We start from the raw sequence: 14,714 nt of genomic DNA on the forward strand, positions 1-14,714 counted from the left end.
CATCTGTTTTCGATGCGAGCTTACATCCTTGTTCCTAAAGAACGCTGTCTACCACTGATCAGATACTCTCCAGGACGCACACCGAATTTTTTACGAAAGGCTGCTGAGAAATGGCTGACATTCACGTATCCGACTCTGGATGCTGCTTCACTTACCGTCATATTTCCATGTTCTAGCAGCTGCTGTGCCCTTTGCATCCGTTGTTCGATCACATAGGCATGGACAGTATAACCGAACATTTCCTTAAAGCCCTTCTTCAATTTGAACTCATTAAGGCAAATAATGCGAGAGAGCCCTGCTAGCGTCGGTGGATGTAAATAATCACGTTGCAGAATTTCCTTGGCTAGTCGCAGGCTCTTCATATCATCTCTAGATAGCTTGACTGTGTGGGAAATCCGATCAGCTTCAAATAAAGATTCATTGAGATAGACAGCCATTAGCTCCAGCATTTTCCCCTCCAGATAGAGTTCCCGCATACCCTGACTATAGGAACAATCCGCAATTTGAGACAGAATGAGTCGGATAGATGGTGTGATAGCGTTTTTGCCAAAAAATAACCCAGCTCCTCCTCCGGCTTGGAGCCGTGTATCCTCGGTCAGTCCGCTGGTCATCCGCTCAAATTGTGCCGGACTCATATCTATGCTGAGGAATCTGTAGCCCGCTCCGCTAAGGTATATACAATTTTCACTTCTTACTCCGCCGTGAAGCAGCACACTTTCTCCTGTATCTATGGCAAAATAGTCCTGCTTCAGCGAGGTCCCCCATTCAATTCCATGTCCCATGCAGAATATCAGCTCCGTACGAGGTGTTCTAAACTCGCCCTTCGCTTCAATATCCCGATTAAATTGGAGATCAAAATCCGTCATTTGAAGATAACGCTGAGTAAGCAGGCTCCGGCAGCTACCCTTCCCTAGCTCGACCGGTGGTTTTATCTCAAAGTGGCTTCCGTCCAACTGGTAAGTAATATTAAACCCTTCGCATCTAAGCGTCTTATGGGCATCAATCGTTTCCGCTTCATTCAGACCATCGCTACGCTTCATGCTCATCCCTACTTCCCCTTACTTTGGATTCATTATATATGTATTGAGAATGATTATCAATTGAATGTTCTTTTAGCAAATATGCATAAACAACAAAAAACCTTCCCACACCCCTAAGGGTGAAGAAGGCTTATATGCATCACTTTCGAAGACATGGCCAGCTATATTTTCAGCTCCATAACCACCTGTGAACGGCCTTTAACGTTTAGTTTTTACATTACATTGGTGGTGGGGGGAAGGTGAGATGCATCCGATTGTTCACCAATTTAAATTGCTAATCCCTCCAATCGTTCAATTAGCAATGGAATCGCTACTTCAATCCAAAACTCCAGACAAACATGCCCACTGGACATACCACCATGACTGTATTTCTCACAATAGATTTGTTTATCTAAATCACCTAAGCTACTTCCTGTTAATTCCTCAAATGCGTATTTGAATCTCTGTGCAAACGCCTCACCTGTACATGGATAAGTCACTTCTTGAAAGTAATTCTCTAGCTCATCCCAAAGATATGGATCCCCTCTTAATCCCCAACTTTTTGGCCGCTCATTAAAAATAACTGATACTGTCTTTAGCATTACCAGCACCCGCTTTCGAAGTGGTCAACTATAACTTAACTACTGTATCATTTTTAACCGCCAATTGTTCCAAATCTAAGTATAATATCCCTGACTACAATTAGGTGATTTCACAGCTGGCCAAGACTTAAACTGTTTAAAAATTCAATGAATATAGGGAGAAGATATATATGATTATTTTTTCAGAAAATTCAAAAATACCAGATAAATATGCAGACTTTTTAAAAAAGATTGCAACTTTCTATGGGGAAGAAGAAAATTTCAAGGATATTGTAAACGACACTATGGAAATCTTAAGACTGTCGTTTAAGGATGATATTTCCGATGCAGAATTGTTAAAGCGCGCAAGTCTTAATGGTATCATTAATGATCCTGATGTCTTTATGGAAATGATAAGTGACAATCCTGATAAAACCAAAATAAAAACAGTTTATATGGAAGAACTTAATGCTTTGTATTACACGATAAATGACATTTTCAGAACACTATGAGCAAAGAAAGAAGACATTCACCCGTATTTCGGAGATGAATGTCTTCTAACCCAATCTGCTTTGCACTGTGTTCTGCCGATTATATTACATCATCAGATTCCAAAGTCAGCCGGTATCCGTTCTTTCTCTCCCTGACAGCAAATCCCCAGGCTTCGGGTGCTTTCCAGGAGGTCTAAATACAAATCAAGCCTCTGATATCTTTGCTTTGCCCATAAAAAATAAAGCGAATGATGATGTATAGTTGTAATTGTATTAGGCTTAATCCGTAACCTTCACATTTCCAAACACGGCCTTATTCCTCGAATCATCCCCCGGATTGCTGAGCGCTATGCCAATATACACCTTGCGATTCATCGGGATCTGAACAGTTCCAACCGTCTGCCAGTTATTCCCGTTCGTCGAAATAGCCCCTTTGAAGGTATTTCCGCTTCTGGTCAGCTTTAGCCATCTTGGAGCCGAGGCAGCCGCAGTATGGTCGACCATATTGCCCGCGGTCTCTGCACGATACTGGAAGGTTGCCCCATTCTCGGGGGTAAGCATCATATCTGCGTGCTTCGAATTATGACCCAGCGACTCCCGAATCATAATGCCGGCCTTGGCCCAGCCGTCCAATCGGCTAGTGGACTGCACTTTAACAATAATCTCCGCATTGCCGCTCACGGATTGATATATATAATTCAGTTGATCTCCATTTCCCCAAATATCCGTAGAGCTGCTGCTGAGTGTATATTGCTTATTGGATGAATTGTAGGTAACGTTTCCCGGCATGGAACCGATATTTCGAGCCTTCCACCCTGCTGGTAATTGAGCCGGATAGTCTTGTTCTACCGGAGGCGTCCAGCCTGGCGTCGGCCAGGTTTCACGTTCCTTGATATTGGCCAGTTCATCTTCTGGCCAGGCCCCGTAGGCAAAGAACGACAGGCGCTTCACGTCCGGATAATTCTCGCGGATTCCCTTGTAAATCTCCTGATATTGATCATCAGTCCAGTCATTATCCAGTGTGGCTACAATCTTCACGTCACCGCCACTGATCCGGTCGCTCGTATCCTTCAGGATGCCGTAGGAAGTGCTGTATACCCAATCACTATTGAACTCCCAGTCATCAAAGTACGCCATCGGTGCGACAAAGTCGATATCATCTTTGAATTTGGCTAGATTCTGTCCAACCTCTGTAAATTCCGGCGGCAAAATATACACACCTAGCTGCACATCCGGATTTGAGGATTCGGAAATATCCTCACGGATATCGCCCACATACTGTCCAATTTGTTCAGTTCTCCATTCATTCCACTGCTCACGCTGAGGCGAATCCGTATCGAAGTCAATGCTGAGCGGGGAATATCCGAACTGCGCCTGATACTTCGCAACCGTGTAATCACTGACGTCCATGTTGTAATTGTCGAAGCGGATCCAGTCTAGCACAACACCGTCAACAGCATAATTCTCGATCACTTCCTGAATGATGGAACGCTCATACTGCTGCACTTCATGGTGAATCGGATTGACGAAGTATTCGTTGCCGTTAGAACCTGTGAACGGAGTCTGAACCCCGTTAACCAGCGCTTGCATCTGCCATTCATCGTGAGCAAGGAAGGCTTGCTGATCATGGAACTGGGGAATCCAGGCATGAACCTTAATTCCTGCAGCATGGGCTGCTGTAATGACAGCCTGCAGGGCATCGAAATTCTCGTAGCCTTGCGCGATCGGAGCGATATCACTCTGATAAAATACACTTCCAGACGGAACCTCATCATCTTCATCCTGCTTCACGTTCATGCTGATGACATCGACACCGTAGCTTGTGGACAGCTGAATGAAATTATGGACATCCGCCGTGTTTTTAAACTGGTTTACGGTCCGTACAATAACTTCCGTCTCAAAAGGGGGATTACTCTCCTCATCGGCCTTAGCCGGCACGGAACCACCTACTATCGAAGAAACCAATACGAAGCTTAACATTGCTATGCATCTCGATCTCAGCGCAAATGCCATAATATCGCCTCCACAAGTATAAGATTTTATAAAAGTCTTATTTCGTCGCGTTGATTTTCTTGACATTCTCCTGCCATTTTTCGGTTCTGAACTCAAGCAGCTTATCCAGCCCCGCTTTTTGGGTGTTCTTTTTGGCTGTCTCCAGTGCCGACAATACCTCTTCATCCGACTTCGCCTGAACCATTTGTGCGTAAGCAAGGGTATAAATATCCCCTACATTCTGTGCGATGATGCCAATCTCCGTATCCGGTAGCGGATCGGTATTCACAAATTCCGTAATGTCCAGCGCGGTTTTCCAGGTCACCGTGGACTGCGCCACTGTCTCCCATGATTTCTGGTTCGCGGAAAGCAGCGCCTCTAAGCTCATTTTCGCCGTATCAATAAAGGTCGTATTTCCCGCCCAGTTAAAGTCCTCGAATTTTCTCATCGTTTCGGTACGCTCGTTAGCAGGAGTCGTCTTGTATTTCTCGTTCGGAATTGGTGCTCCGTCTGCGTCCTCCTCATCCCAGTACAAGCCTTTAGGACCGAAGAAAAGCACCTTCTGTCCCTCCGGACCCGTAATCCAGTCAAAGTAAGCGAAGATGGCCTCCGGATCCTTGGCCTTTTTCGTAATGACACTGACGTTCCAACCCAGCGTCTCGAAACCGCTTACAAACACTTGTGTTTTGTCTAGTCCGGCTTTATGAATCGGCCAAATAATTTCATAACCGCTGTCCGGATTGTTCGCAGTCAGTGCACGGTGTCCCTCGGCTCCATACGTAGTGATATTGGATTCGACCATGACCGCTACCCGGCTGGTATTGACCTTTTCTTTGACCGCATCCTGGGTTTGCTGCAGTGCATCCTGCGTAATCAGCCGTTCACGATACAGCTTATTGATATACAGCACCATCTCCTCGTAAGCGGGATCGTCCAAGATAGATGACAGCTTGTCGCCTTCCGGATATCCCATGAGTGAAATGAACTTACTGGTGGAGTTCTCCTTAAAACCGCCATACATAATTTCCAGACCTGCCCCCTTCTCGCCAACCTCCAGAGGTACAACATCCGGATACTTTTCTTGCACCAAGCGTAAATATTGATACAAATCATCAAAGGTCTCCAGCGCCGGTCTGCCGAGCTCATTATAAATATCTTTATTCACCATCCATCCGCCGTTGCCGAATTGCCCGGATGTATACCAGTTGGGGATTTGATAGATTTTCCCGTCATCTGAACGGAGCAAATTCAGGGTGGATTCCTTCACATATTTCTTGAAGTTCGGATACTTGTCATAGTAATCATCCAGCGCAACAAGTTGCCCTGCCTGCACCAGCCGTTCCACTGAGGATCCCCGGTCAGTAAAAATGACATCCGGTAAATCACCACCGACGATCATCGTGTTGAGTTTTTCTCCGGCCGCACCTCCCGATTGAATCGGTTCAACATTAACCTTACGGTTCTCCTGAATCCATTTTGTCGCCTCATTATCCCCCCATGGTGATGTCGTAAGCCAGTCGTAATTTCCATAGAAGCTGAAGGTGACGGGCTTAATCCCGCTGCCGTCATCAGTGGCGACCTCGGTATTCAGATTTTTCTCGCTTGTGTTTGGTGAAGTGTTAGAATTCCCCCCTCCGCTACAGGCAGCGAGAAGAAGCACCAGCGAAGTCAGCAGAAGCGATACCCATTTCATACGATTGCCCATTCTTTTCCCTTCTTTCTACATAATATGGAGACTGCTATTCTTTCAATGAACCGATCATTACGCCCTTAACAAAGTACTTTTGGAGAAAAGGGTACGTCAGGATAATCGGAATAGTAGCGATCATCATCGTAGCCATGGTCAGTGACTTCGTAGTAATCGTCCGATTTCGGTTCATATGATCCAGCGCGATGGCATTCGATGAACCAATTTGGGTCATAATGTTGGAGTTCATAACCTGCCGCAGCAGGGTCTGTATAGGAAGCAGTTCGTCTTTCGTAATATAGATCGCTCCCGTAAACCAGTCGTTCCAGTAACCGACCGCAGTAAATAAAGCAATCGTGGCCAGCACCGGGCCGGAGACGGGAATAACGATTCGGAAGAAAATGCCGTAGTTACTGCAACCGTCGATTTTGGCCGATTCCTCCAACCCCTCCGGCAAAGCGTTGAAGAAGGTGCGGATGACAATCATATTCCAGACGCTGATGATGCCGGGGATAATCAGAACCCAAAAGGTGTCCAGCATACCCAAAGAGCGAACTAGTAAATAACTAGGGATGAGCCCTCCACTGAAGAACATCGTAATCATGAAGAACACCATATATTGTTTTCGAAAAAGCAATGTTTTCTTGGACATTCCGTAAGCTAACAGGGCCGTGAAGAAGACGGACAATGCCGTGCCGCCGAGCGTTCTAAGAATGGTGATCAGAAAAGAATTCAGCAGGCGATGATCCTGAAACACAATATAATAATTTTCCAGGGTAAATGCTCTCGGCAACAAGGTTACACCGCCGAGCGCCGTATCGCTCCCTAGATTAAAGGAAATGACCAGCGCGTTCCAAAATGGGTACAGCATAAGTAGCGCCAGCAGTGTCAAAAGGATATAAATAGTCCGCTGCATGATTTTGTCGCCCAGGCTTAGTCTCATTGTTCACCTCTCCTAAAAGGTTTATGGAGCATTACTTACAGTCGATACATCCCAATAAAACTTGCATCGGAAGCATTCGCTATGAGTAGTAGTACCTACCAGAGACTAACATCTGCCCGGCGCGCGATTTTGTTGGCCATCACCAGCAGAATGACACTGATCACCGCTTTGAAAAGCCCTACCGCTGTCGCATAAGAGAATCTGGCATTTAATATCCCCACACGGTACACATAGGTGTCGATAACATCGGAGTAGGGTCGCAGGATTGGATTGGTTGCCAGCAGCAAAATGTCCTCGAAGCCCGCACTAAGCAGACTGCCGATGGCAAGAATCATAAAGATGATGATAATGGGGGTAATGCTGGGGAGTGTAATCAAGTGAATTTGCTTAAATCGGCTTGCTCCGTCTATGGAAGCGGCTTCATATAAAGTCGGATCAATGCCTGCAATCGCGGCCAGATAGACAATACTCCCAAATCCGACCTCCTTCCACACATTTACACTTACTAGAATAGACCAGAAGTATTTGGGTAATGCCAGGAAGTTAACTGGCTCCCCTACCAGATTGAATCGCTCCAGCACATAGTTTACCGTTCCGTTGTCAACAGATAACAGCGAAAATACAAAACCGGATACAATAACCCAGGACAGGAAATACGGTAAATAGCTGACGGTCTGGATGACGCGTTTAAAGCCCATATTACCGATCTCATTCAGCATTAGTGCAAGAAGAATCGGTGCTGGAAAAGAGATAATCAATTTAAGCAAACTAATCACAATGGTATTTCGCATCACATTCCAGAACTCCGGCGCCTCGAAGAACATTCTGAAATGCATAAATCCAACCCAGGGGCTCTTCATAATGCCGCCAAAAATATCGTATTGCTGGAACGCCATAACCACGCCATACATCGGAATGTAGCTAAAAATGAATACAAAGATAATTCCCGGCCAAACCATGGACTGCAAATCCAATTGACTGGTGAATTTCTTCCATCTACTTGGTTTCTCGGCCGTGTTCATCCGTTTTTCCTCCTCTGGACGATTCTAGTGAAACAACGGCAAAAACGCTTTGTTCTTCTCCAGCATTTCATCCAGCAGCTGTTCAGCTACGGTGACCGAAGGCACGAGCGGATGATGAACCATAGCCTGCAGGGCTATATCCCGGTCTCCATGTACAGCCGCCTCGATGGTGAGGCTCTCGTATTGCTTGACCGCAGCCAGCAGGCCTTTGACGGACTGCGGAATTTTGCGCAGCGGAATCGGCAGCGGACCTTGTTTAGTTACCAAACAGTTCACCTCAATGGAGGCATCGTCCGGCAAGAAGTCAATCATTCCGTTATTCCTTACATTCAACGTCTGGATATCACGGGAATCATTATAAATGGAGCGCATCAGCAGCACTGCCGCCTCCGAGTAATAGGCTCCACCACGCTGCTCCAGCTGCTTTGGCTTCTCCTTTAGCTCTACGTTCCGGTACAGCTCAAACAGCTCTTCCTCCACCTTCTTCACTACCTCAGCGCGCGATCCGATCGTTGCTGCTGCTTCCTTCTGTTCCGCAAGCATCGCGTCCGTCATGTAGTAATAGCTCAGGTAATAAGAAGGGATGGCTTTCAAAGCATTCAGAAACCGGTGGTCCCAGGAATCAAACGGTACATTACTCGCCTTGTAGTTCTGGGGGTAATCAATGAGCTCCTGTAGGTTGCTTTTACCGTCAATTACGATATCGGATACCCAGTGCAGATGGTTGATGCCGACAAACTCCGCATAGATCTTCTCCATAGGAAGTCCGAAGAACTCAGAGAGCCACTTTTGAAAACCGATCGGCGAGTTGCATAGGCCCACGTTTTTTACCGATGAATATTTGTGAACAGCTTCAGTTACCATACCGGCCGGATTCGTAAAATTCAGCAACCAGGCATCCGGAGCTAACTCCTCGATGTCCTTGCAAATATCCAGAATAACCGGAATGGTCCGCAAGCCTTTCATCATCCCTCCGGGACCCGTTGTCTCCTGACCGATGACATCGTATTGAAGCGGAATTAATTCGTCCCATTTTCGCGCTTCCAGCATACCTACCCGGATTTGAGTGCAGATAAAGTCTGCTCCGGCGATGGCCTCCCTGCGCTCAAGCGTCTGGGTCACGGTAATCGGTAGTCCGGACTCAGCAATCATACGCTTGCTTAATTCCGCAATCGTATGCAGCTTCTCCCTTCCCACCTCAATATCCACCAGCCATACTTCGCGGACGGGAAGCTCTTTATGATGCATGATGATGCCTTCAATAAGCTCAGGCGTATACGATGAACCCGCTCCGATGACAACGAGCTTCAAAGTCTCCTTCATAATAATAGCCCCTCCTTACCCAGTGATAGACGATCAAGAATCTCCTGATTCACACGCACACCGCTGCTTTCCATTGCCAAAACGACCGCGCCTACAACCGGTTCCCGGGTTAGAGTCCTTAAAGTGCCATTTGGAGCCGAATGCTTCACTCTCTGTTCAATGGCCCGCCGGATGATGCCTGAGCGATCCCCCTTGGTCAATAGGCTGCCTGCAAGTACGATGTCAAAGGAATCCTCCACCATAGCCAAATGGCGGATTGTCGATACCGCTGCCAAACCGAGCTCATCCCCTTGCTTGGTTAGCAGTAGGGTGGCAACCTGGTCTCCTTCATCTGCCGCTTGAAACAGCAGCTCAGCAATCTGGGGAGGCAAGTCTCTGGAATGATCCAGGTAATCCTCCCTTAACTCCGAAACACTGGAATAGCCCAGCAAATGAATTAAGCGTTCGCTTAAGACAGTCTCTTTCTCTCTTCCATCATCCGCCCGAAGAACGCTACGGAATACCTCAATACTTAGATCATAGCCGCCGCCGAAATCACCGAACCGATAGCCAAATCCACCACATTGGTATGTAACGCCTCGCGGATTTTTACCGGCGCAGTTCACTCCCGAGCCGCAGATCAGCACGATCCCATAATTACTCTCTGTACCTGATCGCAAGGCAATCCATGTATCGCAGGAAATCTCAGTTCGTGGAAGGCCAAGTCTGCTGATGATTGGTCGTAAAATTCGAAAATCGGATTCTCTGTCCGCTCCAGCCAGACCGAACCAGGAATACTCCATCTGATCCTTTGTCAGCCCCGACGCTATAATCGCTCCCGATACAGCCTGTTGCAAACTGTTCTCCGCCTGCTCACGATTGTTTTGATGATTCCCGTTCCCTCCCTTGCCTACACCAATGACCGTTCCCTGTTCATTTGCAATCATTGCATAAGTTTTACTGCCCCCTGCATCGACTCCCAAAAAGTACTTCACAGTTCGTTTCACTCCTAATATTTAGGTTAACCTTACAGATGCGGTGGATTCACGCACGAGAAGCTGAGGAGCGAGCTTCGTTACAACAGCTGGCATCACCTCCCCATTGATTAATTTCATCAGCAAATCAACACCAATGCTGCCCATTTGCGCCTCAGGCTGTCTGACTGTCGTCAATCGGGGATAAAATTCACCTACGAACTGCTGATCATCAAAGCCAACCACTGAGATATCCTGAGGTACCAGAATCCCCTCCTCACGCAGGGCTTGAACAACACCTAAAGCAATAAAATCGTCTCCTGAAAAAATGGCTGTCGGCAGCTTATCTTCACGGATCCATCTCTTGGCCACCTCATAACCGCTACTTACCGTAAATCCGCAATATTCCGTGCCGAAAGGCGTTAGTCCCGCTTCATCCAGCGCCTGTACATAACCCCGCTTGCGCTCTGCTACACTCAGGAACACCGAAGGGCCACCGATATAGGCGATCTGGGTGTGTCCAAGACCTATCAAGTGCTTGGTAGCTTCATACCCCCCTTGATAGTTATCGACGACGACACTGGGAACATCCTCATGCTGGAGCTGGTTATCCAGCAAGACAAACGGAATATTTTTTCTTTTCAGCTCCTCCACATATTCTTTTTCCTCAAGCGGAGATAACAGGATAATCCCGTCAACGCGGTCCTTCTGAAACAGGAAGTTAACGCCTTCGTCCTCATTCTCGGCTATCGACAGGGCCAAGAAGTAGCCTTGTTCTGCCAGCTTCCGGTTCACCACGCGAATCACGCGGTCATAGAAGGAGTCGTTAAAGTTGGTAATCGACATACCGATGACTCCCGTCTTGCCACGCACGAGACTCCGCGCCGCTGAATTGGGCTGATAATTTAATTCCTCCATAGCACTCAGCACTTTCCGCCTATTACCTTCACGTACAGAAGGTGAATTATTAAGAACTCTGGATACGGTCACTACAGAGAGCCCCGACCTTTTGGCTACATCATGAATGTTCATCTAAGCTTCTATGCCTCCAAATTCAATAGTTTAAACGTTATAACTTTCAGGGGAATAAAAAAGGACTAACTCTTCTCGCCACAACTACGTCCTGACTGAGAATCGAACATTGAATGTCAGTTTCATCTTTATCGAAAGTATCAAAATGATTTCAAAAGTTTAAAGGTTTTAACTTTAAGATGATTTTACAACCATTCCCAATATCCGTCAATCCATAAAATGTAGTCAAATCTAATATTCCGGACACTACAAAAAACCTTCCCTCACCCCTAGAGGTGGAGAAGGCTTAAACGCGTCACTTCCGAAGACATGGCCAGCTATATTTTCAGCTCCCCAAGCTTGATCAGCTCGACAACCGCTTGTGAACGGCCTTTAACGTTTAGTTTTTGCATTACATTGGAGATGTGGTTCCGAACTGTTTTTTCGCTGATAAATAATAAACCAGCGATATCACGAGTCGTTTTGTCCTGCACGAGAAGCTCGAAAACTTCGCGCTCACGATGAGTCAACAGAAATTTGCTGTGGTGTTCGTTCCCCTTCAATGGTGTCACCCCTCCTTGCCCTGGGTTTGTTTGGTATAACAAGGTAAAGGGATACAGTCAAAACATATTATGTATTGATGAAGTTAATGGTGCTGTCATAACTACAAAATGGGCTTAACCATCCGAAGCTTATTACACCGCTTTAGTGAGGACATTCACCCGCAAAACTTGAAATCCTCTTGGATAGAATCATCTCCTTACAGGGCAAACTACAACTTGTTGTTTCTTATTAAAAGGAGGTGTAAGTATGAGCAACTCGAAGAATAATCAACCTACTAAGGCAGAGGTACAAACTACGAAATTAAACAAATTGCCACTAGTCGGTAAATTCGAACCAGAATTTTCTGCTGAAGAAGCCGCAGAAGTATTCAAAAATCATCCCACTACGGAACATGAATCCCATAATGAACAATAAACTAAAAACGACACAGAATGGGGCTGTCGAATAAGTAGTTTTTCCTATAAATGAGACGGCCCGGTTAATTATAAAAATTGTAAGCAACACATAGCAGCGATTCATCCATTATTGGAGAATCGCTGTTTTGTGTTGTTGGTCGTTGACTGCCCGCTTCAACAGTGTATTCATCATCTCCTTAAGAGGGTTACGGTCCCAGATGACGTTCTCAGTAAATTTTTCGCATTTTAAGCAGAGTTTCGGACCCAAAAATTAGATATATTTCTACAAACTCAACTCCCAGTCCAGGGAGTTTTTTTATCTTGCAAAATATAACTATGAAATACATCACAATTTTATATTGACAGTAAATGTATACGGACTTATGATAAGTCCAGCATAAATGATAACGATTATCATTCACATATAAAAAAAGGGGTGCTTCATTCAATGAAATTCACATATGCCGTGCCTGCAGGTCTACTTGCAGCCTCCATACTATTTACCGGGTGTGCCAGTAACAAAAATAACAGTAATAGCAACACTAGCAATAATAACTCTGCAAATGCTGCTGCTAACAGTACCAAGGCAACAAATACATCTGATACTACTACAGCAACTACTGCCGACTTTACATCAGCGGTTGAACAATATCGTACATATGTCATCGAGCAATGTGATGAATTTGTAAAGCAAACAGAAAATTTTACGAACGCAGTTAAAGAAGCAAAGATTGAGGATGCAAAGGCACTTTATGCGCCAGCCCGCATGTATTACGAGCGAATTGAGCCGATTGCAGAAGCACTTGGTGATTTGGATCCGAATATTGATGCCCGCGAGAATGACGTAGATGCAGCTGAATGGCGCGGCTTCCATAAGCTTGAAAAGGCACTATGGCAGGATAACACAACCAAAGATATGACCGAAGTTGCTGACCAATTATTGAAAGATGCCCAGCTTCTACGTGCAAAAGTAGAGACCGTAGAGATCGATGCCAATCTGCTCGTTACTGGTGCTGTAGAACTGCTTAATGAGGTTTCTTCATCTAAAGTAACAGGTGAGGAAGAACGTTACTCCCACACAGATCTGTACGATTTCGTCGCTAATGTTGAAGGTGCCCAAAAGATATACGAGCTGTTAAAGCCAGAACTGGCGAAAAAAGATGCTGAGCTGGAAAAAACGATTGGTGAACGGTTTGCAGCCTTGCAAGCTGAGCTTGCTCCTTTCAAAACTGGAGATGGATATGTTTCCTATGAAGAGCTGAAGGAAGAAGATGTTCGTAAGTTGAGTCAGAATTTGGATGCCTTGGCTGAGCCATTGTCCAACATGGGAACTATTCTAGGAGTGTGATCATCATGAATAAGCAAAATAGATCTACCGGTTTACCAGCAAATGCAGAAGGTGCCCCTATCAATGAAGAAACCAAGAGCAATCTTATATTAGATAAAAAACTAAGCCGCCGCGATATGCTGCGGCTTACTGGCGCCACTAGCCTTGGTCTATTATTAGGTGGTGGAGGTGTTGGTGGAATTATGGCTGCGCGCAATGCCGTAGCTGAGCCAAAAGTAGCCTCCGATGCTGATTCCATTCCTTTTTACGGGAGTCATCAGGCCGGCATTCTAACCCCTGCGCAAAATTTTATTTACTTCGCAGCCTTTGATCTGACCACAACGAAGCTATCCGATGTAAAAAAGCTAATGCAAGCATGGACAACTGCCGCAGCTTCTCTTACTACTGGCAGCCTCATTGGCGACGTCAATGACAACCCTAATCTCCCACCCTCCGATACAGGTGAAGTGGATGGTTTAAACCCTTCACGCTGTACGCTTACCTTTGGTGTCGGTCCTTCTTTTTTTGACAACAGATTCGGTTTATCTTCCAAGCGTCCAACCCTATTAGCCGACCTTCCAGCATTTACGGGAGACAACCTGGATCCTAAGTGGTGTGGTGGAGATATTTGTGTCCAAGCATGTGCTGATGATCTGCAGGTGGCCTTCCATGCCATCCGAAATCTGGCACGTATCGCCCGTGGCACAGCCGTACTCCGCTGGACACAGGAAGGCTTCCAGCGCACAGGAACAGCAGATCCTAAGGGAGCGACGCCACGTAATCTTCTAGGTTTTAAAGACGGCACAGGAAATCCAGATACTACGAACGAAGCAGAAATGAACGAAGTGGTCTGGAACAGCAGCAGTGACGGTCCTTCATGGATGAGCGGCGGCACTTATATGGCAGTTCGCCGTGTACGTTTCCGAATTGAGGTCTGGGACCGTTCCTCTCTGAGCGATCAAGAAGCCACCTTCGGCCGTTATCGTCATAGCGGAGCACCTATCGGTGCAAAGGATGAATTCGATGATCTGAATCTTAAAGCGGCTGATGCTTCCGGGAAGCCCGTCATTCCGCCGGATTCACATTCAGCCTTAGCGCATGGTGACGGCACCGTCAAAATGCTGCGCCGCTCCTACTCCATTTCCAGCGGATTAGATATCGCAACAGGTCAACTTGATGCAGGATTATTATTCATCAGCTTTCAACGGGATTTAATGAAGCAATTTGTTGCGATCCAGCAGCGCCTCTCGAAAAGTGATCGGCTAAACGAATATATGACGCATACAGGCAGTGCGGTATTTGCCTGCTTCCCAGGTATTCGCCAAGGCGGCTACATCGGGGAAGCACTTTTAGGCTAAGCCAGGCCTAATTTTCCAATCGAATGTTCCTGTCCATTATTGAAAGGG

At 46.2% G+C, this 14,714-nt stretch carries 14 protein-coding genes; 4 read left to right on the top strand and 10 right to left on the bottom strand.

What is annotated here, in order from left to right; genetic code table 11:
• Positions 1-20 precede the first annotated feature (20 nt).
• Positions 21-1,046 (bottom strand): AraC family transcriptional regulator, encoded by a 1,026-nt coding sequence (locus MKY99_RS24985; RefSeq protein WP_339266925.1) that lies wholly within the window; start codon positions 1,044-1,046, stop codon positions 21-23.
• Between the two features lie 260 nt (positions 1,047-1,306).
• Complete coding sequence (locus MKY99_RS24990; RefSeq protein WP_339266927.1) at positions 1,307-1,621, bottom strand: hypothetical protein; 315 nt, start codon at positions 1,619-1,621, stop codon at positions 1,307-1,309.
• A gap of 170 nt (positions 1,622-1,791) precedes the next feature.
• Between MKY99_RS24990 and MKY99_RS24995 the strand changes: the two genes are divergently transcribed.
• A complete protein-coding gene (locus tag MKY99_RS24995) occupies positions 1,792-2,112 on the top strand; it encodes a hypothetical protein (protein WP_339266928.1) in 321 nt (106 codons plus the stop codon).
• Between the two features lie 258 nt (positions 2,113-2,370).
• On the opposite strand, the gene MKY99_RS25000 is transcribed toward MKY99_RS24995, so the two are convergent.
• The 8 genes from MKY99_RS25000 to MKY99_RS25035 form a co-directional block, all read right to left on the bottom strand.
• The gene (locus MKY99_RS25000; protein ID WP_339266930.1) at positions 2,371-4,104 is read right to left on the bottom strand and encodes a family 10 glycosylhydrolase; all 1,734 of its coding nucleotides are present in this window, start codon (positions 4,102-4,104) and stop codon (positions 2,371-2,373) included.
• Positions 4,105-4,141: 37 nt separating this feature from the next.
• Positions 4,142-5,788 carry an extracellular solute-binding protein gene (locus MKY99_RS25005; RefSeq protein ID WP_339266933.1) on the bottom strand — a complete coding sequence of 549 codons (1,647 nt, stop codon included), beginning with the start codon at positions 5,786-5,788 and terminating at the stop codon, positions 4,142-4,144.
• Positions 5,789-5,822: 34 nt separating this feature from the next.
• Entirely contained in the window at positions 5,823-6,713 is an 891-nt protein-coding gene (locus tag MKY99_RS25010; RefSeq protein ID WP_042191442.1) for a carbohydrate ABC transporter permease, read from the bottom strand.
• Positions 6,714-6,808: 95 nt separating this feature from the next.
• Entirely contained in the window at positions 6,809-7,735 is a 927-nt protein-coding gene (locus tag MKY99_RS25015; protein ID WP_042191444.1) for an ABC transporter permease subunit, read from the bottom strand.
• Between the two features lie 24 nt (positions 7,736-7,759).
• Positions 7,760-9,058, bottom strand: coding sequence for a 6-phospho-beta-glucosidase (locus MKY99_RS25020; RefSeq protein ID WP_339266934.1), 1,299 nt, complete (start codon positions 9,056-9,058; stop codon positions 7,760-7,762).
• Positions 9,055-10,032, bottom strand: coding sequence for a BadF/BadG/BcrA/BcrD ATPase family protein (locus tag MKY99_RS25025; protein ID WP_339266936.1), 978 nt, complete (start codon positions 10,030-10,032; stop codon positions 9,055-9,057). The genes MKY99_RS25020 and MKY99_RS25025 overlap by 4 nt, the downstream gene beginning before the upstream one ends.
• Positions 10,033-10,053: 21 nt before the next feature.
• On the bottom strand, positions 10,054-11,043 hold the full coding sequence (locus MKY99_RS25030; protein ID WP_149644961.1) for a LacI family DNA-binding transcriptional regulator: 990 nt from the start codon (positions 11,041-11,043) through the stop codon (positions 10,054-10,056).
• Between the two features lie 317 nt (positions 11,044-11,360).
• Positions 11,361-11,585 carry a LuxR C-terminal-related transcriptional regulator gene (locus tag MKY99_RS25035; protein WP_019908812.1) on the bottom strand — a complete coding sequence of 75 codons (225 nt, stop codon included), beginning with the start codon at positions 11,583-11,585 and terminating at the stop codon, positions 11,361-11,363.
• A 247-nt stretch (positions 11,586-11,832) separates the two neighbouring features.
• Here MKY99_RS25035 and MKY99_RS25040 point away from each other — a divergent pair, with 247 nt between their 5' ends.
• The 3 genes from MKY99_RS25040 to efeB all read left to right on the top strand — a co-directional run bounded on the left by MKY99_RS25040 (position 11,833) and on the right by efeB (position 14,666).
• Entirely contained in the window at positions 11,833-12,000 is a 168-nt protein-coding gene (locus tag MKY99_RS25040; RefSeq protein WP_179085837.1) for a hypothetical protein, read from the top strand.
• Positions 12,001-12,429: 429 nt separating this feature from the next.
• Positions 12,430-13,329, top strand: coding sequence for an iron uptake system protein EfeO (gene efeO / locus MKY99_RS25045; protein ID WP_339266939.1), 900 nt, complete (start codon positions 12,430-12,432; stop codon positions 13,327-13,329).
• A gap of 5 nt (positions 13,330-13,334) precedes the next feature.
• Positions 13,335-14,666: an iron uptake transporter deferrochelatase/peroxidase subunit gene (efeB, locus tag MKY99_RS25050; protein WP_339266941.1), complete on the top strand. Its 1,332-nt coding sequence runs from the start codon at positions 13,335-13,337 to the stop codon at positions 14,664-14,666.
• The last annotated feature ends 48 nt before the right edge of the window (positions 14,667-14,714 follow it).

The sequence above is a fragment of the Paenibacillus sp. FSL R5-0470 genome, assembly GCF_037975205.1.
Taxonomy (GTDB): domain Bacteria; phylum Bacillota; class Bacilli; order Paenibacillales; family Paenibacillaceae; genus Paenibacillus_AQ.